Annotated in this window: 23 protein-coding genes; 15 read left to right on the forward strand and 8 right to left on the reverse strand. The window is 55.4% G+C overall.

The features are described 5' to 3' along the window. Window positions 1-172: 172 nt before the first annotated feature. Complete coding sequence (locus ACR0CE_RS18785) at window positions 173-1,132, forward strand: IS5 family transposase (protein ID WP_480773483.1); 960 nt, start codon at window positions 173-175, stop codon at window positions 1,130-1,132. Window positions 1,133-1,185: 53 nt separating this feature from the next. Here ACR0CE_RS18785 and ACR0CE_RS18790 read toward each other — a convergent pair whose 3' ends face one another. Continuing rightward, window positions 1,186-2,172: a YeiH family protein gene (locus ACR0CE_RS18790; RefSeq protein ID WP_480484736.1), complete on the reverse strand. Its 987-nt coding sequence runs from the start codon at window positions 2,170-2,172 to the stop codon at window positions 1,186-1,188. A 79-nt stretch (window positions 2,173-2,251) separates the two neighbouring features. Next, complete coding sequence (gene cuyA, locus ACR0CE_RS18795) at window positions 2,252-3,268, reverse strand: D-cysteate sulfo-lyase (protein WP_480833439.1); 1,017 nt, start codon at window positions 3,266-3,268, stop codon at window positions 2,252-2,254. A gap of 121 nt (window positions 3,269-3,389) precedes the next feature. Between cuyA (ACR0CE_RS18795) and ACR0CE_RS18800 the strand changes: the two genes are divergently transcribed. Next, window positions 3,390-4,286, forward strand: a complete 897-nt coding sequence (locus ACR0CE_RS18800; RefSeq protein WP_480484734.1) for a LysR family transcriptional regulator — start codon at window positions 3,390-3,392, stop codon at window positions 4,284-4,286. Window positions 4,287-4,517: 231 nt separating this feature from the next. On the opposite strand, the gene ACR0CE_RS18805 is transcribed toward ACR0CE_RS18800, so the two are convergent. From ACR0CE_RS18805 to ACR0CE_RS18815, 3 genes are all read right to left on the reverse strand, one after another. Then, window positions 4,518-5,768 carry a dicarboxylate/amino acid:cation symporter gene (locus ACR0CE_RS18805; RefSeq protein WP_480833440.1) on the reverse strand — a complete coding sequence of 417 codons (1,251 nt, stop codon included), beginning with the start codon at window positions 5,766-5,768 and terminating at the stop codon, window positions 4,518-4,520. Window positions 5,769-5,970: 202 nt separating this feature from the next. Further along, window positions 5,971-7,404 carry a cysteate racemase gene (gene cuyB / locus ACR0CE_RS18810; protein WP_480833441.1) on the reverse strand — a complete coding sequence of 478 codons (1,434 nt, stop codon included), beginning with the start codon at window positions 7,402-7,404 and terminating at the stop codon, window positions 5,971-5,973. Further along, a complete protein-coding gene (locus ACR0CE_RS18815) occupies window positions 7,401-8,798 on the reverse strand; it encodes an aspartate ammonia-lyase (RefSeq protein WP_480833442.1) in 1,398 nt (465 codons plus the stop codon). The genes cuyB and ACR0CE_RS18815 overlap by 4 nt, the downstream gene beginning before the upstream one ends. A 181-nt stretch (window positions 8,799-8,979) precedes the next feature. Here ACR0CE_RS18815 and ACR0CE_RS18820 point away from each other — a divergent pair, with 181 nt between their 5' ends. Beyond that, the gene (locus ACR0CE_RS18820) at window positions 8,980-9,873 is read left to right on the forward strand and encodes a LysR family transcriptional regulator (RefSeq protein WP_480484730.1); all 894 of its coding nucleotides are present in this window, start codon (window positions 8,980-8,982) and stop codon (window positions 9,871-9,873) included. A gap of 57 nt (window positions 9,874-9,930) precedes the next feature. Here the strand turns inward: ACR0CE_RS18820 and ACR0CE_RS18825 are convergent, their stop codons facing one another. Continuing rightward, window positions 9,931-10,818 carry a LysR family transcriptional regulator gene (locus ACR0CE_RS18825; RefSeq protein ID WP_480484729.1) on the reverse strand — a complete coding sequence of 296 codons (888 nt, stop codon included), beginning with the start codon at window positions 10,816-10,818 and terminating at the stop codon, window positions 9,931-9,933. Between the two features lie 129 nt (window positions 10,819-10,947). On the opposite strand from ACR0CE_RS18825, the gene cuyA (ACR0CE_RS18830) reads away from it, so the two are divergent. The 7 genes from cuyA (ACR0CE_RS18830) (at window position 10,948) to ACR0CE_RS18860 (ending at window position 16,559) form a co-directional block, all read left to right on the forward strand. Continuing rightward, window positions 10,948-11,994: a D-cysteate sulfo-lyase gene (cuyA, locus tag ACR0CE_RS18830; RefSeq protein ID WP_480484749.1), complete on the forward strand. Its 1,047-nt coding sequence runs from the start codon at window positions 10,948-10,950 to the stop codon at window positions 11,992-11,994. 30 nt (window positions 11,995-12,024) lie between these two features. Then, the gene (locus ACR0CE_RS18835) at window positions 12,025-12,888 is read left to right on the forward strand and encodes an amino acid ABC transporter substrate-binding protein (protein WP_480484728.1); all 864 of its coding nucleotides are present in this window, start codon (window positions 12,025-12,027) and stop codon (window positions 12,886-12,888) included. Window positions 12,889-12,964: 76 nt separating this feature from the next. Beyond that, on the forward strand, window positions 12,965-13,681 hold the full coding sequence (locus ACR0CE_RS18840) for an amino acid ABC transporter permease (RefSeq protein WP_480484727.1): 717 nt from the start codon (window positions 12,965-12,967) through the stop codon (window positions 13,679-13,681). Between the two features lie 3 nt (window positions 13,682-13,684). Beyond that, complete coding sequence (locus ACR0CE_RS18845) at window positions 13,685-14,341, forward strand: amino acid ABC transporter permease (RefSeq protein WP_480484726.1); 657 nt, start codon at window positions 13,685-13,687, stop codon at window positions 14,339-14,341. Then, entirely contained in the window at window positions 14,338-15,066 is a 729-nt protein-coding gene (locus ACR0CE_RS18850; protein ID WP_480508367.1) for an amino acid ABC transporter ATP-binding protein, read from the forward strand. Before ACR0CE_RS18845 ends, ACR0CE_RS18850 begins: the two co-directional genes overlap by 4 nt. A gap of 493 nt (window positions 15,067-15,559) precedes the next feature. Then, entirely contained in the window at window positions 15,560-16,270 is a 711-nt protein-coding gene (locus tag ACR0CE_RS18855) for an IS6 family transposase (protein ID WP_480833443.1), read from the forward strand. A 100-nt stretch (window positions 16,271-16,370) separates the two neighbouring features. Beyond that, window positions 16,371-16,559, forward strand: a complete 189-nt coding sequence (locus tag ACR0CE_RS18860) for an integrase core domain-containing protein (protein ID WP_480484748.1) — start codon at window positions 16,371-16,373, stop codon at window positions 16,557-16,559. 75 nt (window positions 16,560-16,634) lie between these two features. Here ACR0CE_RS18860 and ACR0CE_RS18865 read toward each other — a convergent pair whose 3' ends face one another. Beyond that, window positions 16,635-17,519, reverse strand: a complete 885-nt coding sequence (locus ACR0CE_RS18865; RefSeq protein ID WP_480833444.1) for an amidohydrolase family protein — start codon at window positions 17,517-17,519, stop codon at window positions 16,635-16,637. Beyond that, window positions 17,516-18,517, reverse strand: a complete 1,002-nt coding sequence (locus ACR0CE_RS18870) for a nuclear transport factor 2 family protein (RefSeq protein ID WP_480833445.1) — start codon at window positions 18,515-18,517, stop codon at window positions 17,516-17,518. The genes ACR0CE_RS18865 and ACR0CE_RS18870 overlap by 4 nt, the downstream gene beginning before the upstream one ends. A 160-nt stretch (window positions 18,518-18,677) precedes the next feature. Here ACR0CE_RS18870 and ACR0CE_RS18875 point away from each other — a divergent pair, with 160 nt between their 5' ends. The 5 genes from ACR0CE_RS18875 (at window position 18,678) to ACR0CE_RS18895 (ending at window position 24,219) form a co-directional block, all read left to right on the forward strand. Continuing rightward, complete coding sequence (locus tag ACR0CE_RS18875) at window positions 18,678-19,727, forward strand: ABC transporter ATP-binding protein (protein WP_480833446.1); 1,050 nt, start codon at window positions 18,678-18,680, stop codon at window positions 19,725-19,727. 83 nt (window positions 19,728-19,810) lie between these two features. Then, window positions 19,811-21,037 carry an ABC transporter substrate-binding protein gene (locus ACR0CE_RS18880; RefSeq protein ID WP_480477924.1) on the forward strand — a complete coding sequence of 409 codons (1,227 nt, stop codon included), beginning with the start codon at window positions 19,811-19,813 and terminating at the stop codon, window positions 21,035-21,037. 65 nt (window positions 21,038-21,102) lie between these two features. After that, window positions 21,103-22,131, forward strand: a complete 1,029-nt coding sequence (locus ACR0CE_RS18885; RefSeq protein WP_480833447.1) for a carbohydrate ABC transporter permease — start codon at window positions 21,103-21,105, stop codon at window positions 22,129-22,131. Window position 22,132: 1 nt separating this feature from the next. After that, on the forward strand, window positions 22,133-23,014 hold the full coding sequence (locus ACR0CE_RS18890; RefSeq protein WP_209507350.1) for a carbohydrate ABC transporter permease: 882 nt from the start codon (window positions 22,133-22,135) through the stop codon (window positions 23,012-23,014). Between the two features lie 179 nt (window positions 23,015-23,193). Then, entirely contained in the window at window positions 23,194-24,219 is a 1,026-nt protein-coding gene (locus ACR0CE_RS18895) for an ester cyclase (protein ID WP_480833448.1), read from the forward strand. Window positions 24,220-24,281 lie beyond the last annotated feature (62 nt).

Below are 24,281 nucleotides of genomic sequence, written 5' to 3' on the forward strand. Positions count from 1 at the left end.
AGAGCGGCCGGGTTATTTTCAACAAGCCGATCAAGCGCGCGAAGCTACTGGCCTTTTTTGAGACGCTTCCGCCCTGCGTCGTAGGCATGGATGCCTGCGGTTCATCCGACCGTGTTGCACGGATCGTTTCATCGGCGTAGCCAGTTGCTTGATTTAATGACGGGATGGCGGGATGCCTTTCAAGCACAACGCGACGCGGCGGGACAAGTTTGAGAAGGCCAAGTACCGGGTCACGAACTGGCCTGAGTACAACGAGGCGCTTCGCCAGCGTGGTGATGTTACGGTCTGGTTCAGCGAGGATGCGGTATCCGGGTGGTGCGCCCCAAGGTCGGGGAAACGTGGTGGTCAGCGGCAGTATTCTGACCTGGCGATTGAGACCTGCCTGACCCTGCGCGCCGTCTTCGGCCTGCCGCTTCGGCAAACGCAAGGGTTTGTACGAAGCCTACTACGGCTCATGCAGATCGACGTTCCCGTTTCGGATTTTTCCACGCTCTGCCGGCGCGCACAATTGCTTCGGATCACACCGAACACCCGGCCCACGAACGGCCCAGTGACGCTGATCGTAGACAGCACAGGGCTTCGCGTTCACAGCGGTCGAGACTGGATGCAGAAGAAACACGGGTTACCGAAGGCCCGTAAAACATGGTGCAAACTGCACATCGGCTTCGTTCCCGAGAGCGCGGAGCTTATGGCCTCCTGCCTGACAACCGAGCACATCGGAGACGCCGGCGCACTGCCCGAATTGCTGGCTGATGTGGCAGGTCCTGTTCATCGTATCATCGGCGACGGCGCCTATGATGGTGCGCCGACCACAGCGACGATCCGGCAGGCGTTGGGATCGGATGTCGAACTGATCGTACCGCCGCCGAAGAATGCCGTCCCAGGTGATTGCAAAACACGCAACGCCCATATCGACATGATCGCCAAGGGAGGTCGTATGGCCTGGAAGAAGGCCACTGGCTATGGCCAAAGATCACGCGGCGAGGCCCAGATCGGGCGCTACAAACAGGTCATCGGACCGGAGCTGCGCAGCCGCAAAATGGAGAGTCAGACAACCGAAACCAAGATCGCTGTCAAAGCTCTCAACCGCATGACCCATCTCGGTCGTGCGACCTATGAACGTGTCGCATAACGAACCGGGGAAAGGGGCAAATGCGGCCCAGCCGCTATTCGTGCAACACAGTCTTAAAAGCCAAAGCCCATGACAAATGCCACGGCAATCGCAAGAAGGAAGAGGGTTTCGACGACAAGAATAAGGCCATAGCTGGGCTTGACGCGCAGAATGGTGGCAAGGCTGGTTTTCACCCCAAGGGCAGAAATCGCGATGACCAGACACCAGCCGGACAGGGTGGCGATTGCATCGGTGATCACCTGCGGCACCAGCCCGGTATTTGTCAAAATCGCCAGCGCGACAAACATGACAAGGAACCACGGCAGGATGATCTTCTGGGATTGTGCGCCGCGAAAGCTCGCCATGACCACAATCATCACCACCGGCAACAAGGCCACGCGCACCATCTTGACGAAGGTCGCAATCACCCCCGCCTCGTCACTGATCGAATATCCGGCACCAACAACCTGGGCCACATCGTGAATGGTCGCCCCGATCAGAAATCCGCTTTCCAGATCGCTCATCCCCAGGGCCGCAAACAAGACCGGATAGGCAATCATTGCGATGGTCGACAGGGCGGTGACGCCGATCACAACAAACAGCGTATCCTGTTCGCGGTCATCTTTCGCGGGCAGAACCGAGGTGATGGCAAGGGCGGCCGAGGCCCCGCAGATCGCCACAGACCCGCCCGCCAACAGGCCAAAGGCCAGTTTGCGACCGAAGAGAAAGGACAGGATTGCCCCGCAGGCCAGTGTTGCCATGACAAAGCCGACAACCGCGCCCACCGCGCCCAGCCCGACACTTTCCACATCCCCAATGCTTAGATGCAGGCCCAACAGGCCGACCCCGAATCGCAACAGCGTTTTGGCGGAAAACTCCAGCCCCGGGGTGAATTTCTGATCGTCATAAAGAAAGTGGAACGCCATGCCGATCAGCAGTGCAAACAGCATCGCAGGCGCGCCGTAATGTTCGGACAGAAAGGTCGCGGCGGCGGCAATCACGCACACCAGAAGAATGCCACCAAAGTGGGTGTCCCAGCGGGACCTGATCAGCGACACCATGGTTCGCTCCTGACTGCGGGAATGTGAAATTGGCGCGCGCAGCCTGTGTCAGGCCGCACACACCTGGTACTGTCTGGCGTCAGCCGACCCAGCGATTGCTGTGATCAAAGGCCGCGTCGTAACCAAAGAGCGCGACCGACCCGCCAGTGTGCAGGAAGACGACACGTTCGCCTTTCTTGAAGTGACCTTTGCGGATCAGATCAATGAAACCCGCGGCCCCCTTGGCGGAATAGACCGGGTCGAGAAGGATCGATTCCAGCTCGGCAAACATCTGGATCGCCTCGATGCCGCTGTCGGTCGGGATGCCATAACCTTCGCCGACGTAATCGGTGTTGGCGACCACATCTTCGCGCTGCACGACACCGGCACAGCCCAGCTTTTCGGCGGTGGCACAGGCGAGGTTATAGACGTTTTCTTCCTGTTTCGGTTTGGGCGCACGTACGCCGATGCCCAGAAGAGGAATCTGTGCGTTCATTGCTTTCAAACCCACAATCAGACCGGCCTGCGTGCCTGCGCTGCCGGTGGCGTGAACGATGTGGTCGAGCTTCAACCCGCGATCATTGGCTTGCGCCAGCATCTCAAACGCGCAGTTCACATAGCCCAGCGCACCGGTCGGGTTCGACCCGCCCCCGGGGATGGTGTACACTTTTTTGCCATCTGCGCGCAGCTTGTCGGCGGCCGTTTCCATCTCGGCATTCATGTCCAGACCACCGGGGCGCTTTTCGGTGGTGGCGCCATGTAGATGGTCCAGCAGAACATTGCCGTTGTAATTGTAGTTGTGGTTGGTGGAGCCGGTGCGATCCTCCAAAAGGATGTGGCACTCCATGCCCAGTTTCGCCGCAAAAGCAGCCGTTTGGCGCGCGTGGTTTGATTGGGTTGCCCCCTGGGTCATCACCATCTCTGCGCCCTGCAACTCGGCCTCGGCCATCAGGAATTCCAGCTTGCGGGTCTTGTTGCCGCCGGTGGACAGGCCGGTGCAATCGTCACGTTTGATCCAGATTTCCGGGCCGCCGAGCTCTGCGGTCAGACGGTCCAGGCGCTCAAGCGGGGTGGGCAGGTGGGCGATGAAGCGGCGGGGGTAACGGGAGAGATGCATCGGAAAACTCCTAAATTGGTTTTCTCGCATTTTATGGAGGTCATTCCCACTATTCTAATTCGAAATATGCGCTATAAAATGCACATCTTGCATAATATCAGTGTGCCGCTATGGTGACATCATGCAGTTGGATTGGATTGATGACATCCTAGCGGTGATCGACACGGGGTCCCTGACACGGGCGGCAGAGCGGCGGTTTCTGACCCAATCGGCGTTCACGCGGCGCGTGCGATTGATCGAAGAGCGCATCGGTGCACCCCTGTTTGACCGGTCCTGCAAGCCGGTCACCATCCTGCCCGGCGTGCAGGCGACGGAACCAGAACTGCGAGAGCTTGGCGCGCGGCTGCGTCGCCTGCAACACGACTTGAAAGCGGCCGCAGAGGGCGCAAAGCGGGATGTGACTTTTGTGTGCCAGCACGCCATCACCACCACAATCTCGCCGTGGGTGGTGCGGCAACTGACCCAATCGCAGGACATTTCCGTGCGGGTGCGATCCGGAAATCGGGACAATTGCCTGATGCTGCTTTTGTCCGGCGAGGCCGATTTCGCAATGACATATGAACGCCCGGAGGCCCCCGGCCCTGCGGTGCCACAGGCGTTTGAAATGCGGCGGCTGGGCGGCGATACATTGGTGCCGGTGGCGTCACCCGATCTTGCGCTCCACGTTGATGACCCCGAGATCCCGTTCATCTCATATCCCCCAGATGTTTTCCTGGGGCGCCTGTTCAGCCAAAGCATTCTGCCCCTGTTGCCCGAAGGCGTGATGCTGTCCCCAAAGGCGGAAACTGCACTGACGCTTGCCGCCTGTGAATACGCGCTGGATGGCATTGGGGTGGCGTGGTTGCCGCTGACCCTGGTCAAGCGGCATTTAACCGAAGGGCGGCTGCGGCGGTTACATGACCTGCCGCATCAGGATCTGGGCATCATGCTGATCCGCCTCTCTGATCAACAGGGCGAGGGGACCGCGCAAATCTGGTCTGATCTGACAAATATTCCCGAACCGTCCGTGGGACTATAGCGCGTTCCAGACCTGCTCGCCGGTTTTGTCCAGACGCTCAAGCGAGCAGAACAAGGACAGGGTCAGCGTGGCCGGCCAATTTTCCCCGCCAACCTGTGTCATTACCGGGGATCAACTTAATTGAATTTACGCGTTGGGATAAGGGCGGAGGGTGACGGCATTAACCAGGCGACGTCCTGAGCAGAAAACGACCGCCCTTTTCGGGGCGGCCGCAGTGATGTGCTTTGTCACTTACGCCCGCGAAACGTCGGGTGATTTTAGCACATGGGGCGTATCGTAGGCATCCAGATCCAGTTGATCTTCGGATTTCGCAACAATAACGGTGCAGGCAGCGTCGCCGGTAACGTTGAGCGATGTACGTGCCATGTCGAGAATGCGGTCGATGCCTGCGATGATGGCTACACCTTCCAAAGGCAGGCCGACCGAGCTCAGAACAAGCGACAGCATCACCAGCCCGGCACCCGGCACACCAGCGGTGCCGATGGAGGCAAGTGTCGACGTCAGAATGATTGTGACATATTCCGACATGCCCAGCTCTATCCCAAAGGCCTGTGCCACGAAAAGAGCCGCAACGCCTTGGTACATGGCGGTTCCGTCCATGTTGATTGTCGCGCCAAGCGGCAGCGTAAAGCTTGCAACCGACCGGTTCACGCCAAGGTTCTGCTGAACCGCCGTCATCGTGACCGGCAGTGTCCCCGAAGAGGAGGTGCTGGTGAAGGCCACGATCTGCGGCTCGATGATGCCTTGGAAGAAGCGGATTGGGTTCAAGCGCGCAAAGATCGAAACAAGCCCGCCATAAACAATGACGGCATGCAGAACGCAACCAATATAGAGCGCAGCAATCACGGTTCCCAAAGGCAACAGGAGATCCAGACCATAGGCTCCAGCGACCCAGGCCATTAGTGCAAACACACCGTATGGTGCAAAACTGATCACAATCTCAGTCAGCTTCAAGATGACGGAATTTAGGGCTTCAAAGAAATCCCTGACCGGCTTTCCAGCGCCACCCACCAGGTTGATGGCCAGACCGAACATAATCGCAAAGAAAATGATCTGAAGCACGTTGCCATCCGCGGCAGCGGCGATTGGGTTCTTGGGAACGATCCCGATAAGTTGCTGGATGAAAGGCGGAGACGCTTTGGGTTCCATTGCGGCTGCGGTGCTCAGATCAATTCCTGCGCCGGGTTGCAACAGCAGGCCCAAAGCGAGTCCAATCGTGATCGCGAATGCAGTTGTGCCCAGATAGAATACAATCGACTTCAGGCCAATTCGCCCCATGCGGGCCATGTCGCTGACCGATGTCATACCGCAAACGAGCGATACGAAGATCAACGGGACAATCAGCATTTTGATAAGCGACAGGAACAGGGTTCCAATGTTCTTGATCATGCCCGCAATTGCTGCGTTTCCGGTTGCGTTCAGCAACACGCCCGTAACCACCCCAAGAACAAGCGCGATCACGATTTGCTTCCAAAGAAGCATATTCCTCCAAGGTGCCATAAACCCTGTTTTGCGACTGGTATTCATCAATAGGTTCTCCCTTTCCATGGCAGTCAACTGGAATGAGCTGCCTGCAGTCGCCGCAAGGTAACACCGTCGTGCCGGTCATGGTCGCGCAAATAGAGAAACGGCATTGCAATATTTGCAATACCGTTTCTTCTGTCGGATAAAGTTTCGGTGGCGCCTAGAATCTTGCGAGCTGTACACATTTTCGGGCGAGCACATCGGTCGGGTCGACAGGAAGCGCCCCCAATGCGTCTGCGCTTTCGGTCACGATGAGCGGCAATTCCGTACAGCCGAGAATGATTGCCTCGGCTCCGCGCGCAACCAGATGGGAAAAGGCCCGGCTAATCTGTTCTTTGCAGAGGCCGTCGGTATATCCAGCTTTGACGCCAAACGGGCCATAAATTGAATCCATGACCAGGTTTTGATGATCGTCATCGGGAATGATGTGGGCAAGGCCTGCCTCATCAAGTGCTGTCTGGTACAAGCCACTTTGTATTGTTCCATCCGTACCGAGGACCCCGACCACACGCGTCTCTGGGGCGGTTTCTTTAATGTATTCAGTGGTCGCGGCAAGGATACTGATGATCGGAATATCAAGGTGGCGCTGAATCCGATCGACATACGCGTGGGCGGTGTTGCAAGGGATGACCAGCATGTCAGCACCACCGCGTTCCAGTTTTTTGCAGGTAGAATAGAGGGCGACAGTTGGATCGGTGCCCTCGCGGACCAGATTTTCGGTGCGGTCAGGAATTTGCGGGTTCTGTTCAACCAAGACTTTTATGTGATCCTGATCGCGGGTCGCCTCGGTCCCTTTGACCAGTTTGGCAAGGAAATCTACGGTTGCGGCAGGTCCGACACCGCCGACCACTCCAACTTTGAACCGGTGACGGCGGTCTGGCTGGGTCTCTTGCAGGGCGTAATCCGCGTAAACCGCCGCCGTGTCTATGGCCGTCATGTTGTCTGGCAGGTCAAGCTGGTTGAGCAACAAGGGCAGTTCAGAAAGACCGGGCACAAACACGGTCGCGCCTTGTTCGAATAGGTTGGTCAGGGCGGCATTTATGGGTTTCAGAACGTCTTCATTGCAGTGTCCTGCTTTGAAACCGATGCGTCCATATACGGCCTCCATGACGGCACTTTCCAGATCTTCCCGGGGATGGAGGATCTGTATTTCCCTGCCAAACAGGTTCTCGAACAAACCAGTTTTCCTGACAAAAGGCGTCGTGATGACACCAATCTTTGTCGGCTCGGGACGCAGTCTGGTAACGGCGGCGGCGATCGCCTCTGTCATGCTGATCAGTTTCAGTTCAAGCTCGTCCTGCAGTTCATGCAGAAAGCTATGGGTAACAAAACATGGAAGCAGCGCCACGTCACATCCATCCCGTTCCATGCGGGACAGTGTGTCAAAAACATAGAGTTTTCGGTGTGATGGGCTGTAGCTCAGCTCTTTGGGGGAGGCTGGCTCGCGCAGCGGTTTCTGGTGAAATATCAATTCCCTGTGGTCTTCTTCCGACCTGACTGGTGTCCTTTGAACAATTCTGTTCAGCAGGTCGGCTCCGGCAAGGGCGCCCAGGCCGCCAACGATTCCTATGCGTAAAGATTGGTTTTTGTTCATTGGGCAATCTCCGGAGCCCTGCCGTGCATGTGCTGCAATGCAGTCTCGGCAAGTTCTCCTGGCAAAGCGGGTTTTGCGGCCTCTTGCAGGTTCAAGCCATGCGCCTGTGCATATTTTGCAAGTTTGGTGGCAGCCTCATATCCGATCACCGGGGCCAGTGCGGTGACATGTACAAGGCTGTTGCTCAGCAACATCTCGCATCTTTTCTCATCCGCAACAATACCGTCCACGCAGCGGGTGCGCAGCACATTCATTGCATTGGTCAGAGACCCCATGGTTTCCAACACTTTATGGATGATGACCGGCTCCATCGCGTTGAGCTGGAACTGACCGGCCTCGGCGGCCATTGTGACGGTCAGGTCATTTCCGATTGCCTGATAGCAAACCTGATTTACAACTTCGGGAATAACCGGGTTTATCTTGCCGGGCATAATGGACGATCCTGCCTGAACCGCGGGCAGAATGATTTCTCCAAGCCCAGCCCGCGGTCCAGAGGACATTAGGCGTAAATCATTACAGATCTTAGACAGTTTGATGCCAACCCGCTTGAGCGTACTTGAGAACATCACAAAGGCACCCAGATCAGATGAAGCCTCAATCAGGTCCGGGGCCAGTTTAAGTGGCTCGCCGGTAATGTCGCGCAAATGCGCCAAAGCGACTTCGCCAAACCTATCTGGGGCATTGATGCCGGTGCCAATGGCCGTGCCTCCAAGGTTCACTTCTGTCAGAAGGCGCGACAGGTCCCTCAACCGGTCAGCATCTTCGTTGATTGTTGTGGCATATCCCCGGAACTCCGCACCAAGTGGCATGGGTACAGCGTCCTGAAGTTGGGTACGCCCGACCTTCATAATATGCTGAAACTCACATGCCTTTTGGTCGAAGGATTTGGTTAGAAGATGCATTGCTTCAATCATAGGCGCGATCCTGGACAGAACAGCCAGACGGATTGCTGTGGGGTAAACGTCATTTGTGGATTGTGACCGGTTCACATCATCATTCGGATGAAGCTGGCTGTAATCGCCATGATCTGCCCCAAGCTTTTCCAGCCCAAGATTTGCAATGACTTCATTGGCATTCATGTTGGTCGATGTGCCAGCACCACCCTGCATGACATCAACAACAAACTGATCGTGATGGCCCCCGGCAATGATCTTGTCACAGACATCCGTAATGGCCGACGCTTTCCGGTGGGGCAGGACGCCGAGGTCCTTGTTGGCCATAGCACAGGCCTTTTTGACCGACGCCAGTCCGACAATCAATTCCGGATAGTGGCTGATCGCCACCCCCGTAATCGGGAAATTTTCCAGTGCCCGCTGGGTCTGGCTGCCCCAGGTCGCTGCCAGCGGGATCTTTACCGGGCCAAGGCTGTCGGATTCTGTTCTGTGTTGTTTCATGATCTGAGACCTTTTTGTGGTCTTGCGGCCTGCATCAAATGCGAGGGGCCGAGACTCTGTGAGTGTGTTGGTCTGACCGTACCGCCATCAAGTCCGTCCACCCATGACAACTTTCGCAAAGGTGTTGCGAATTTTGCAACATGCTTCTACCGTGTGAAGTTTCTGCAATTGGAGAATTTTGATGGAGATCGATTGGCTGGAAGACTTCTTGGCACTTTCAACTGCTGGGGTATTTGCCCGCGCGGCGGATGCGCGAAACATAAGCCAGTCGGCTTTCACGCGGCGGATCAAAAACTTGGAAAACTGGACCGGTACCCCATTGTTTGACAGGAGCGTACACCCGGTTGAGCTTACGTCAGCAGGTCATGCATTCAAGCAAACCGCAATCGACACGGTTGCCGCATTAAAACAATCCAAAAGCGATATCCGTGGCTTATCTCGCCAGGAAGCATCGGTGCTTGATTTCGTCGCGCTTCATTCTTTGGCAATTTCCTTCTTCCCGAACTGGCTGACACGAATGTCCAGCCATCTTGGTCCCACCAAAACCAGGCTGGTCGCGGAAAACTTCTCCGGCTGCGCCGAGGCAATTTTATCCGGAAGCGCAGACTTTATGTTGTGCTATTCCCATCCGACAGTGCCCACTATTTCAGATGAAAACCGATACCCGTCTTCGACCATTGCAAAAGACCGGATCATAGCCGTCAGCGTTGTCAATGCTGATGGGCGTGCCAAATACAGCCTCGAAGGGAAAAACCCGGTTCCGTTCCTGTCATACACTCCTGACAGTTTTCTGGGCCGCGTGTCCCAGGTTTGTCTGGATCGCGGAGGTCTGAGTCACATTGTGAGCCCCATCTATGAAAACTCCGTTGCCGAGGCGCTTAAGTCCGCTTGTCTTGCGGGAATTGGCGTTGCATTCCTTCCCGAAAGCGCGGCGGATCGAGAGTTGAAAGACGGGAGTTTGCAGAAGATCAGCCAACCAGAATTCGAGCTTTCAATCGACATCAAACTCTACCGTTCGATCGAGAGGTCCCGAGCAGAGTTGGAACGCTTTTGGATGATGGCTCAAAACCTGTAAGGCACATCGCAAGTCTGTAATGGAGAAGGGTGATGCTTACGGCGGGTTTCCTGGCCCTTACTCTGTTTCGGCGACCATCTTTCTGAAGTTCGTACCGCGCGGGTTGGAAACGTGGGTGTATAGAACAATATCCAGCGGCAGGCGGCCGTATTCCGGAGAGAGGATGACAGCATCGCCAGTAATTATGTGATTCTGGATGAGCGAGTGAGGAACCCAGGCAGCGCCGCTTCCTTCCAAAACCATCTGGGAGATCCCCACCGAAAACGCGCTTTCCACAGCCGATCTTCCCGTCCAGGCACGGTCCGCTTTAGCTTGATGCAGTAACACAATCTGCCCAAAAAAGCTGTCTGCGGGGAAATCAATGCAGGGGGCTTCCGGTGGTAGGATCTGACCTTCCAGCAGCTCATATTTTAGTGCGCCTCCGACGACCGGAAGCAAAGTGTCCCGCCGCCAAATGTAACGATCAACGGTGTCATCGAAAGGCACCTGGGGCAGCTCACGGAATTCATAGCTCACCAGAATGTCGCATTCATGGCGCAGGAATGTGGACATTGCTGTCACCTGGTTCTGCGTGCGCAATCGGATTTGCGGCAATCCGCTGCGTGCGCGGAGTTTGCGAAGAATCTCTGGAACGACGGACACCGAAAGCGAGTGCTGCGTCGCCATCACCAGCGGTTCTCCGATGCCTTCCGGGTTATTAAGATGCCCATGCAATTGCCGCAAATGCGCGAGCAGCGACCGGATTTGAGGTTCGCTTTGTAGTAGCGTCGGAGACAGCTCTACCCGGTTGGCCTCACGGACCAGCAAGCTTTTTCCGATCCAATGTTCCAGTGATCTAATGCGCCGTGAAAAGGCGGGTTGTGTTACATTCCTACGCGCGGCAGCGGCGGTCAAGCTGCGCTCTTCCAACAGGATCAGAGCGTCTTCTAGAAGGCGTGTATCCATGCTTACCCATACCTTATGTACGGGTACACTGCAATATTGGCATTATCCAACACGATTTTTTGCGTTTAGCCTTACTTAGAATACGTAAAGGGAATGTACACAATGCAAACCGCAGCGGCAGAAAGTGCTATGGCAGTGGGCGGCAACCTCGCGCTTGTAAGGCGCGCGCTTGAGAACTTTCCACGTGTGCGTTTTGGTCATTTTCCGACCCCGTTGGAGCCGCTGGAAAGGTTGAGTGACGAGCTGGGCGGGCCGCGCATCTGGGTCAAGCGCGATGACTGCACGGGCCTTTCGTCGGGCGGCAACAAGACTCGCAAACTGGAATTTCTGATGGCCGACGCCATGAAGCTGGGTGCTGACACAGTGATCACGCAAGGCGCCACCCAGTCCAATCATGCACGACAGACAGCAGCCGCAGCAGCCCGGTTGGGGCTGAACTGCCATATCCTGCTTGAGGATCGCACCGGGTCGAATGACGAGACTTATAACTTCAACGGTAATGTTCTGCTGGATCAGCTACATGGCGCAACCGTTTCCAAACGAGCAGGTGGTGCCGACATGAACGCTGAAATGGAAGCCTTGGCCAGCACGCTGCAAGATCAGGGCCGCAAGATCTACATCATCCCGGGCGGCGGCTCCAATCGCGTTGGGGCGTTGGGTTATGTGAATTGTGCCGCCGAGTTGGAAGAGCAAGCCGGAAACATCGGTCTCAAGATTGACGCCCTGGTCCATGCCACCGGCAGTGCGGGAACCCAAGCAGGGCTGGTGGCGGGACTTGCTGCCCTTGGCAGCAACATTCACTTGCTTGGGATCGGTGTTCGGGCACCTCAGGGGAAACAGGAAGGCATGGTCTATGACCTGGCCTGCAAGACCATGGATTACCTTGGAATGGGGGCCGTGATTGAACGTACCTCGGTGCGCGCGAACTGTGATTATGTTGGCCCAGGCTACGGCCTGCCGACCGACGGCATGCGTGCGGCGCTTCTGAAACTGGCTCAACTCGAAGGGCTTTTGTTTGACCCGGTCTATTCGGGCAAAGGGCTCGATGGCCTGATTGATCAAGTTCGCAAAGGCTACTTCGAAGGAATGGATAATGTTGTGTTTCTGCACACCGGTGGAAGTGCAGCGTTATTTGGATATTCCGGCATTTTCGATCTGCCGGGCTATCAGGACTAACAAAAGCAACAGAAACTAAGGGAGAAAACCATGAAATATATGAAACCAGCGGCCGTATTGGCTTTTGCCTTGGCCTTTTCTGCTCCAGCTGTGGCTGAGGATCGCACGGGAACTTTGGCCAAGATTGACGCCTCGGGCGAAATTGTCATTGGACACCGGGAAAGCTCTGTTCCGTTTGCCTATCTGGACGAGAACCAAAATCCGGTTGGGTATTCGATCGACCTTTGCATGAAGGTGGTCGAAGCGGTTTCCGCCGAGCTGGGTAAGGAACTGACGATCAAATATGTGCCGGTGAACCCCAAGACCCGGATTGCACTGATGGCCAATGGCACGATTGACCTTGAATGCGGCTCGACCACGAACAACCTGACCCGTCAGGAGCAGGTCGAATATCTGCCCACGACCTTCATCACCGGTACCAAACTGATGGTCCGTAAAGACTCCGGCATCAATTCGGTTGCAGATCTGGGCGGCAAGGCCGTTGCGTTGGCGCAGGGCACCACCAACGAGCGTGCCGTCAAGGCGGCAATTGAAGAGCTGGGGCTGGACGTGAAGGTTCTTCCGGTGCGGGATCATGCCGAGGGCATGTTGTCTTTGGAAACTGATCGTGTGGATGTCTATGCCACGGATCACATCCTTCTGTTCGGGCTCATTGCAAAATCCAAGACCCCCGAAGATTTCGCGGTGGTCGGTGATTTCCTGTCTTTCGATCCCTATGCGTTGATGGTGCGCCGCGACGACAGCGCCTTTGAACTGATCGGCAAGAAGGCTATGGCAGATGTGTTCCGCTCGGGTGAGATCAACGACATCTATGCCAAGTGGTTCGATCCGCTGGGTGTCGGTCAGACAGACCTGCTGAAGGCTGCGTTCCAGCTTAATGCGCTGCCGGAATAACCTCCTCCTGTAGCAACACTGTCGGGCCTGCACCGTGCGCGGGAGGCCCGGCACCATTCTTATCAGGGTAGAAAGCATGAACTACAACTGGAACTGGGGTGTCCTCTTTGAAGAGGAATACCTTGGCTGGCTGATATCGGGGCTGGGGTGGACCTTTGCGGTCGCGCTTGTGGCCTGGGTTCTTGCGCTGGCCGTCGGTGTTCTAATTGGCGTCGGGCGCACACTGCCATCGCGGCCTGTTGCCTTACTTTGCACCACCTACGTTGAACTTTTTCGTAATGTGCCGCTTCTTGTACAACTGTTCCTGTGGTACTTCGTCATGCCTGAGATCGTTCCGGACGATCTGGGTCGTTGGATGAAGCGGGACATGCCAAATCCCGAGTATGTTACGGCTGTTATCGGTCTAGGACTTTACACCGCAAGCCGCGTTGCCGAACAGGTTCGTGCCGGGATCAATGCCGTCGGTCACGGGTTGACCAGCGCAGCCTATGCCAATGGCTTCTCGACTGCGCAGACATATCGCTACGTGTTGTTGCCGATTTCCTTCCGGTTGATCGTGCCGCCGATGACCTCTGAATTCCTGACTATCTTCAAGAATTCCTCACTGGCGCTGACCATCGGCCTTCTTGAACTGACGGCGCAAAGCCAGCAGATCGCGGAATACACTTTTCAGGGATTTGAGGCCTTTACCGCAGCGACGGTCATCTACGTCGTCATCGCTCTTGGTGCGACAGTCATCGCGCAGACTCTTGAAAAATACACCCGCATCCCGGGTTTTGTCGGAAAAGGCTGAATTATGGGTGATTTTGATCTTTCCGTCATCTGGAACAATCTTCCATTTCTGTGGCAGGGCTTGCAGCTCTCGCTATGGCTTACCTTTCTTGCTGTGATCGGCGGTATCATTTTGGGGACCGGCCTTGCCTTGATGCGGCTATCTGGTATCGCGCCATTGGCTCTCCTCGCCGCAGGTTATGTGAACCTGATCCGCTCGGTGCCGCTGATCTTGGTGATCTTCTGGTTCTACTTCCTGGTGCCTCTTGCTTTGGGTCGGCCGATTGGCGGCTTCTATTCGGCGCTGATCGCCTTTGTCATGTTCGAGGCGGCCTACTATTCAGAAATTATCCGGGCAGGCATTCAGTCAGTCCGCAAAGGACAGGTGCATGCCGGACAGGCCACTGGCCTCAGCTACTGGCAGATCCAGCGCTATGTGGTCCTGCCACAGGCGTTCCGGAACATGATCCCGATCCTTGTGACGCAGGGCATCATTCTGTTCCAGGATACCAGCCTTGTCTTTGTTGTCAGCTTGCGCGACTTCATGACCGCCTCATCTATTGTCGCCCGAACCGAGGGCCGGCTTGCTGAGATGTATATCTTCGCCGCCCTTGTCTACTTCAGCATTTGCTTCGCCGGTTCACTTGTTGTCCGGCACCTTCAGAAGGCCAAAACAGCATGATCAGCATTGAAAACATCTCTAAATGGTACGGCAACTTTCAGGTGCTGACCGATTGCACCACCAACGTCAAAAAAGGCGAGGTTGTAGTGGTCTGCGGTCCGTCCGGATCAGGAAAGTCCACCCTTATCAAATGCGTTAACGGGTTGGAGCCGGTGCAGCAGGGCCGCATTCAGGTTGAAGACGTGGATGTCACCGCAAAAGGCACCAATCTTACCAAGCTGCGCTCGCGCATTGGTATGGTGTTCCAGCACTTTGAGCTTTACCCACATATGAGCGTGCGCGAGAACCTTTGTCTGGGTCAGCAGAAAGTCCTGGGCCGGTCACGTGACGAGGCCAACGCCAAAGCTGAAGCTCTGATCAATCGGGTTGGGCTCCTGCCACATATCGAAAAATTTCCCGGGCAGCTTTCAGGTGGACAGCAGCAGAGGGTCGCCATCAGCCGGGCGCTGGCTATGGACCCGATTGCGATGCTGTTTGATGAACCGACTTCGGCCCTTGATCCGGAAATGATCAATGAGGTTCTGGATGTGATGGTCGAACTGGCAAAGGACGGTATGACAATGATGGTTGTCACGCACGAGATGGGCTTTGCACGCAAGGTGGCGGATCGGGTGGTGTTCATGGATGCTGGTCTGGTAATTGAAGACCGTCCCACCGAGCAGTTTTTTAGCAACCCGGAAAGTGATCGAGCGCAGGATTTTCTGAGCAAGATTCTGAACCACTAGGCCTGCGATAGCGTGTATACCACTGAAACTGGTTCAGTTTTTAAGAGACACACAGCGTGTTGATGAGTAAACTTTTCCCCTGCTCTCGCTGGAAAAGAGGTTGAAGATGACAAGGGATACAGCCAGCCAATCAGATATGCGGGACGCGCTGGCAGCACGACTAAACCACCTCGCTAAACAGGTTGGGTCAGTGAAATTCTTGGCTGATGTTGCAGGTGTGAACCGTACGCAAATGAGCCGATACTTGGCCGGAACGTCGGTGCCCAGGGCCGAACTTTTGGCTCAGGTTGGAAAGCGCCTAGCAATCCCCTTGGATTGGTTTTTTGAAACTGGAGAGCCGGGCAGAGACCTTGCAGAGCTCAAATTTGGGATGTCTTTCCGGAACGCAGTTGTCGGTGGGAAATTTGGTTGTGTCGCGAATTTTGACCGAGGTTGACGAAATCGCGTGCCCTGGTGCTTGTTGCTTTCAAATCAATCGCGAGCAGGTTTCAGAATGGTTTCTTTGAAAGGCTGCCACTTCCCGAAGGATGTGGTTTTGTACGCTGTGTTTTTCTATTTGCGCCACACTGTTTCCTATCGCGACCTTGAAGAAATTATGGCTGAACGGGGCGTTTCCGTCGATCACGCCACGTTGAATAGATGGGTTGTAAAATATTTTCCGATGATCGCTGCGCGGGCGCAATCGAAAAAGCGTCCAACACAGAAATCTTGGAGAATGGACGAAACCTACCTCCGTGTGCGCGGTAAGTGGGTGTATCTCTATCGGTCCGTCGAAAAAGCAGGGAACACCCTTGATTTTATGCTGTCTGAGCGAAGAATCGGTCCCGCAGCAACCAGGTTCTTTACCAAAGCGCTGTCATCAAACGGAATCCCAGACAAAGTCGTCATCGATAAGAGCGGAGCCAACGCAGCCGGCATTCGAGAAGTGAACAGGATTCTGAAGCGGTTTGGTTGCCAAGCCAAGGTGCAGACAATCAGGTCCAAATTTTTGAACAATATGATCGAGCAGGATCATCGGTTCATAAAACGGCGTGTTCGACATATGTGTGGGTCCAAATCATTCGCATCCGCGTCCGCTACGTTGGATGGCATCAAAGTCGTCAACATGATCCGGAAACAGCAATTCTTCAGCGCAGCCACCTCTGGCTTTCGGGTGTTTGCTGAGATCGTAGGATATGTGTGCCTGGTAAGACGCTTACTTTGATCGTTCCAAAAATTTGCAACACAACCGTTCCAGGTTCTGTCGCAAACTTCGCCCCTACCTGTCAGTTCGAGCGCATTTCTGCTAGCGCTCAAACGAACATATCTTCGGCAACCTGGCTGAAGCCCGAAAGATCATCAAAAACTGGAGGATTGACTACGATACACAGCGACCGCACATTTCTCTCGGCGGACTGGCACCAGCCGTTTACGCTAATCTTAACCGTACCGCCCGGCCTGCTTCGCTTGAGCTGCGCAACGGTTCCGCTCAGCAGGCCTTGACCGCAACCTAATCACGAGAAAGAAACGGGAACGGATTCTACATCCGATCGGCCCGGATCAAGGGGCCGAGTCATTGAATATCACTCTCAGGGCACCTCGAGATCATAGAAGTGTGCGGCGGTTTCTCTGAAAACCGCCGATTGTGCTTCAGCCGGAACCAGATCACGGTAAGCCTTTACCAGCGATGTGTAATTGCCATAGAGTTTGTCGACCGGGAAATTCGAGCCAAACATGACCCTTTTAGGTCCGAATTGTTCAAGGCAAATCTCCACGATCGGGCGAATACTCTCAGGCGCCCAGTTGTGATCGAACATGCCCAGACCTGAGAGCTTGCATGAGACGTGCGGCAGATCGGACAGCGCGCGCAATCTTTGAGCCCAGCTTTTCAGGCCCGCCGGAGTGCGGTCATATGGTGATCCGGCATGGCATAGAGCGACTCGTGTATTCGAGGCTTGAGCGAGAATTCGCGCGGTTTTTACGATCAAATCAGGAATGAGCTGCAGATCAAAGCTGAGGTCACGCCGTCCAGCCTCCTTCAGTCCGTCCAGAAACCGCGGATCGTCCAACAGGAAATTGGTTCCCGTCTGCGCGTCCTCTCCGGGTGCGCGCCCGACGATCTGGCGCACACCGCGTACAGTTGGAAGGGCCTGAAACGTATCAAGCTGGGCGTGTAGGTCAGCCGAGGTCAGGTCACAGAACACAACCTGCGCCATTGGCCAGTCTGGATTGGTTTCGGCGACAGCTTGAACCCACCGGGCTTCGTCCAGACCGTTTTTGGCCCCCACCTGGATATGGATCGAGGCACCGACTCCGCAGGGCGCGGCTTCGGACCGGAACTCGCGCAGCAGATAATCCCGTTGAATCGGCGTCGGGTCGCCAAAGAACCTTTCCACCCCGCGCGCCATCAGCCAGGTGTAGTTTACAGCTTCAAGGTCCCAAAGGTGGTGATGGGCATCGATCCAGCCGGTCATGTTCGCGGTACTTTCGACATGCGCCCCAAAATATCGACACCCTGTTGTTTCCAGAAGTGCAGCAGGTCAATGAAAACCCAGTTCTCGGCCAGCTTGTCACCCGCGCGACGATATATGTCGATCACACGGAATTCACCGGCCTTGTCTGTGGCGGGCATACCCATGAACCCGCCGGTGGGCCGCGCCGTGAAATTCGGCCAGCCGAAAAAGCCGCCATAGTGACCCTCAGCCAAGCGGCAAATGTGCTTGGTCTTCGAGCGGTCCGTTAAGGATGCGCGGAACGGGCCTGAGTGCTGCTTTGCATAACGCTCAATCGTATAGGTCGCACCGATCCCGGCGGGCCCCCACCAAATCATGTCTTCGCTCCATGTCTGGCGCAATTCTTCCTCAAGTCTCAAGCCGCTGTTCCATTGGCCGAGATCGGAAATCATGGCATTGATCGTGTCGAGAGTTTTCTCGCCTTCTTCGGCAGGCTGCGGGCTGAACATCAACCCGTCATGCGTCATCGGTCCGGGTTGAACCAGATGGGCTGCAGTTTGAGGCGGGAAGGGCTGCAACCCGACCTGCATCATGAAATGCGGGATGTCGAAATACATCGCCGTTTCGGCGATCTTGCCATTCTCGATCTTGTTGAACTCACAATAGCGCAAAAACGCCATCTTGCCCGTGGGGGCGATGCCCAGCCACGCATTGTCGAACAGGCCCATCAGATGCCCCATTGAAACAACCCAGACCGAGGTGAATCCGTCCATCTCGTTTTTTCCGGCCATGAACACGTCCATCCGGCGCTGCATTTTCCTTAGACTTTGCTTCAGGGGACGCCAGAATGCCTGTGCTACGTCATGGGTGCCCCGAAGCTCATCAAACGGGTGGAAACCGCGCCACAGGTAGTCTTCTGTGCAGAACTCAGACAACGTGTTGGCGATATCCGATTCTTTTACGCTGCTGAGCGCCGTGTAGTAATCCAAGATGATCGATTTTTGGATTTCATAGGACATTATTATTTTCTTTCAGTTCTTTAGTCGCTGCCAAGGGGCGAATTGTGAGGAAGATGAAGTCGGCTTTTGCACACGCATGCAAAAAAAGCTTGCCAGATGTTTCTTTTGTTGTCTATGGTTTTGCAAGCGTATGCACTACGAGTGCAGCAGGGAGGACAGAATGGCCGAAATTCAACTTCGCAATGTTGGAAAGCGTTGGGGATCGTTTGTCGGAGTTGACAATTTTGACCTGACAATAGCCGACAAGGAATTTCTGGTGCTTCTTGGGCCGTCAGGTTGCGGAAAGACGACGACAATGCGCATGATAGCTGGTCTCGAGGACGCGTCTGAGGGCGATATCCTGATCGATGGCGCCCGAGTAAATGACATGGAGCCCAAAGACCGCGATGTTGCGATGGTGTTCCAGTCATACGCGCTCTATCCGAATATGAATGTATATGAGAACATTCGCTTCCCGCTGAAAGTTCGCGGTATTGACCCTGCTACCCATGACGAAAAAGTGCGGCGCGCTTCGGCGATGGTTGAGTTGGATGACTTCCTGCACCGCAAGCCAGCGGAATTGTCTGGCGGTCAGCGTCAGAGGGTTGCCTTGGCTCGTGCCATAGTGCGCGAGCCGAACGTGTTTCTTATGGACGAGCCACTATCCAACCTTGACGCAAAACTGCGCGTTTCCACCCGCGCACAGATCAAGAACCTCAGCCACGAATTGGCGGTCACCACGATCTATGTCACCCACGACCAGATCGAGGCTATGACACTGGCTGATCGGGTGGTGATTATGAAGCAGGGTGTCGTGCAACAGGTCGGTACTCCGGTCGATATTTACGACACCCCCGCCAACACCTTTGTCGCCAGCTTTATCGGCAACCCGGCAATGAACCTTGTCGATGGCGAGGTTCAGGGTGGCGTGTTCCGCGCCAAAAGCACTGAGGTACACGGGTTGAACGCGCCCGACGGTCCTATCACGCTGGGGTTTCGCGCCGAGGACGCCAATGTTGTAGAAAGCGGCGGCGAGATCAATGCACCGATCTATACACAAGAGCTGTTGGGCGACAGCACCATGGTTTCGGTTCGGATCGGTGGAGCGCTGGTATCTGTCAAGGCCGACAAAACCTATCGGGCCGAAATCGACGATCAGGTCTCGATTCATATCCATACCGATCACTGCCATCTGTTTGATGCGAAAACCGGGGCTCGCCTGGAAGGCTGAGAACCGCAAACAACACCCGTTGGGACGGGGTAACTAGGGTGCAGACTTCGAAGATGCACCCATCCATCTAGGGAGGAATATTGATGTTTCTGAAGAAAATTGCATTGGCCGGCTCGGTAGCCGCCTTTGCCGCAAGCGCGGGATATGCCTGCGAAATCGGCGCACGTGTCAACATAGTCGGCAATGAATTTGCGGCCATCCAGGCCGTCGCAGCCGGAGCGAAGGAATGCACCGGGGCGTCGGTAGAATCCAACCTGACATCCGAGCACCAGACCATCAACGTGGCTGGCCTGTCGGGCAATCCGTCGGAATATACGACCGCAATCATCGCCAATAGTTCGGTTGTGGCACTGATGAACGAAGACGTTATTCGTCCGCTCAATGATCTGGTGGAAAAGTATGGCCAGGACCTGCAGCCTGGGCAGCTGATCAAGATTGGCGACAACATCATGGCTATCGCCTTTATGGCGAACGCGCAGCATCTGATGTTCCGCAAGGACATCCTTGAGCAAGCCGGTGTGGAAGTCCCGACTACCTATGAGGAAATGCTCGAGGTGGCCGAGGCCATTCGTGCGCAGGGCATCATGCAAAACCCGGTTGGTGGGGCCTATGCATCGGGTTGGAACCTGGCGCAGGAATTCAACAATATGTTCCTTGGTTATGGCGGCAGCCATTTTAAACCCGGTACGGCCGAACCCAACGTGAATTCTGAGGCCGGTGTCAACGCCCTGAATATGATGAAGGCTTTGTCGGAATACATGAACCCCGACTTCCTGACTCATGACTCCAACGCCACCAATGCCGAATACCGTGCTGGCAACGTTGCAATCATGAATATGTGGGGTTCGCGCGCATCGCAGCAAACCACCACCGAAGGTGTGTTGCAGGAGGTAATCGACGGCCATGCGATTGGCGCGCCGCTGACAGTTGGTGGCGGAGATATCCCTGCAACGACCCTGTGGTGGGACGGTTGGACAGTCGGAAAGAACATCTCAGATGAAGAGGCCGAGGCCACCTTCATCGCAATGAAACATGGCATCCGTCCTGACATGCTGAACGATGAAACCACTCCGTTGGCGGTCTGGCTGATTGAAGGCTACCAGCCGGGAAAAGATGCCGAGGGCGTGTTTGCTGCGGCCAAAATGGGCACACCACCCTATCCGATGCTACCCTACATGGGGCTCATGCACAGCGCACTTGGCAACGAACTTGCTGATTTCATGCAGGGCAAGGAAAGCGCGGAACAAGCGTTGGCTGATGTAGAAGCCGCCTATCGTGCCGCCGCCATCGAGCAAGGCTATCTGCAATAAGAAGCCCATTGCGCGGGTGCCTTTGATACCCACCCGCGCAATCCTACTCACGCGAGGATTGCAACATGCGCCATAAGACATTCCTTTGGTTCTTCCTGCCCACAGGACTCGCGATGCTGCTGTTCATTGCAATGCCAATTGTCTCGGTGGTGACTCAATCGATCTTCGCGCCCCACCCGGCCGTTCTGTTAGAGGTCGAAAACTGCACCCCGCTTATCGGATGCACAACTGAGACCACTGTTGATCAAGAGGCCACTGCAGCACTTCGCGCCGAGAAACCACTGGGCCGATTTGTGGGATTGGACATTTACTTTAACCGAGGCCATCTGGCGATACAGGAAATTGGTCAAATCTGGGCCGCGAATGAAACATGGGGCGGCTTCTTCACCGAGCTTGGTAATCTACCCTTCTACCGGGCGATGGCATTCACGCTGACCTTCGTTGCTGTCGTGACACCGCTCACAATTGTATTGGGGCTGGTGATTGCGTTGGCAGTAAACTCCCTGCACAGGCAACTCAAAGGTCTGATGATCTTTTTCTCTCTTCTGCCCATGATCGTGACCCCGCTGATCGGCTCGCTCATCCTGTTTTGGATGATTGACAGTCGCGGGGTGATCGGCAACGCCCTCGTATATCTGGCTGGAGATCCGGATTTCAGCCTGAAAGCATCAACAGGGCTGATGTGGGTAGCTCTGATGGTCTATGGTGTTTGGCACGCTGCGCCTTTTGCCTTTGTCGTGTTCTATGCTGGACTGCAAACCTTGCCCCAAGACCAGATTGAGGCCTCTCAGATAGACGGGGCGACGCGCTGGCAACAGGTCAAATTTGTGGTTGTTCCTCACCTCATGCCTCTGGTCACATTTGTTGCGCTGATCCAGTTGATGGACAACTTCAAGGTGTTTGAACCGATCATCGGCTTCAGCGCACAAGCGCATGCGCAATCACTCAGCACCTTCATCTTTTACGATCTCGGTGGCGAGACTCGGCAACTGTCTTCCGCTGCCGCTACCTCTGTGATGACGATAATTGGGGTCGCCATTCTTCTGTCGCCCGTGCTTGTCCGCACCTGGCGCGATTTCAAAGGAGCAAGATAATATGGCCAGCCGCGCACAAAGAATGCCTACAAGCCTTCGGATCGCCTCATCCCTGTTTGTGCTCCTATGGTTTATCCTGGCCGCCTTTCCGTTCCTCTGGACGGTTTGGGGCTCGTTCAAGGTCGAACTGGATTTCTTCTCGATCGCTGACTGGACCAACGCCCTGACTGGTGCCCGAACCGAAGCGGTTTATGGCTCGCCGTTCACCACCACCGGATATGAGGGTGCTTGGATTCAGGAAGAGTTCTGGCGAAATGTTCTGAACACCGGGATCGTCTGTTTCTTTGTTGTTACCATCTCACTGACTATCGGGACTTTAGGGGGCTATGCCCTTTCGCGGTCTACTTACAACTACACATTCTGGCTTTTGATCACAGCGTTGATTTTCCGTGCAATGCCGCCAATCACTCTGGTCTCAGGTTATCTGTTACCCTTCTTTGAATGGAATGTTTGGGGAATTCTTCCAACCACCATTATCGTGCTTGTGGCGATCAACCAGCCGTTCACTCTTTGGATGTTGCATTCCTTCTTCAAGAACATCCCGAGCGAGTTGGATGAAAGTGCCAAGGTCGACGGATGCAACCAGTTTCAGGCTTTCCGACGTGTGATCATTCCGGTGATGTGGCCAGGCGTCATCACGACCGGGCTGTTCTCGTTCCTTCTGGCCTATAACGACTTTGCCGTGGGGGCGATGCTGCTGTCTGAAAGCAACCGTACTATGGTGCCTGCCATTGCCGCATTCCTCGGTACAACGCAAACCGAGGGCAACGTGATGTTCGCTGTTGCAGCCGTGGTTTCAGCCACTGTTCCACTGTTCATACTGGTGATGTTCTTCCAGCGCCAGATCGTCGGCGGCCTGACCGCCGGGGCTGTGAAAGGCTGACATAAATGGGGCGCACTCATCCTCAGTCCGTATCTGCCCATGCGCACGCAGCCAGCCTGAACTTGGCTGCGCGCCGGGCCCGACGGCCGGGACGAATTCCATTTGCCTTGATGCGCGCGGGTCCTCGTGCCTGCACACCGCCACAGCGAATAGGAAAACGTCCTAAAAAGGAAAGCGCCATGAACAAGCGCGCAAATCGCCCAGCGATGGGTATTGCTACCGGAACCACGTTTGAAAACAAACAGCTTTATCGTCAGTTTCTCGAAAGCTTTGATAAGGGCCTCGGCGAGACCATGGAGACGGCCGCCAGCGAGATTTTCGCCGCAACGGCCACTACCGAAGCGAGCCATCCGATCAATGCAGCCCCCGATGGCAACGGCTACGTCAGCTCTGTCATCTTTCCGATATCAGAAGCGTTCGAGGGGCTCACCCGTCAGAACTATGTGGTCACGGGTGGCGAATACCTGGGAAGCGAGTGGGTCACCTCAACCGGGTATTTCCATGGTCATTTCACGCGACCGCTTTGTGGTATTCCACCCAGTGGCAAACTGGCATTTCTGCGGTTTGGTGAATTCCACCGAATGGAAGATGGCAAGATCGTCGAATCCTATGTCTTTCTCGGCTTTGCCGAGTTGATCATCGCGCTTGGCCTCTGGCCGCTGGAACTGCAGGGCTATGAAGGTGTCGTGCCAGGTCCGGCAACGCATGACGGCATCGTCATTGGGCCTTCAGACCCAGCGCAGTCACGCGCCACAGCAGATCTGGTCGAGGACATGCTAAAACAGCTAACGACCGAGGACCAAAGCTGGCGGCCTTATTGGGATGACCGAATGGTGTGGTACGGTCCCGGCGGGCTGGGGTCCTATGCCACGGTCGATGCCTTCGCCGAATTCCAATCCCCCTTCGAGGACACGTTCGAAGGCTGGGGCGACGGCAAGGACGCAGGCGTCACCGGCGTCGGTTCGAATTGCAAAGCCGGGGATGGCGACTATGCATTCCTGTGCGGCTGGCCGCAGATCACCGGCGTCCACGTCAAATCCTTCCTGGGCCTGGAGCCAACGGGAAAGCGCGTTTTTATGCGTGACTGCGACTGGTGGCGCTGCGCAGAAGGCAAGATCATCGAGAACTGGTGCATGCTCGATATTCCACATCTGCTGGTGCAACTGGGTTTCGACCTTTTTGCCGAAATTTCTGAACAGACCTAATGAGCTGTTCCGCCAGACATAACGCCATTGCGCGCCACCCGGCGCTCAACCGGATGCCAAGG

This window comes from Ruegeria sp. L11 (assembly GCF_056531755.1).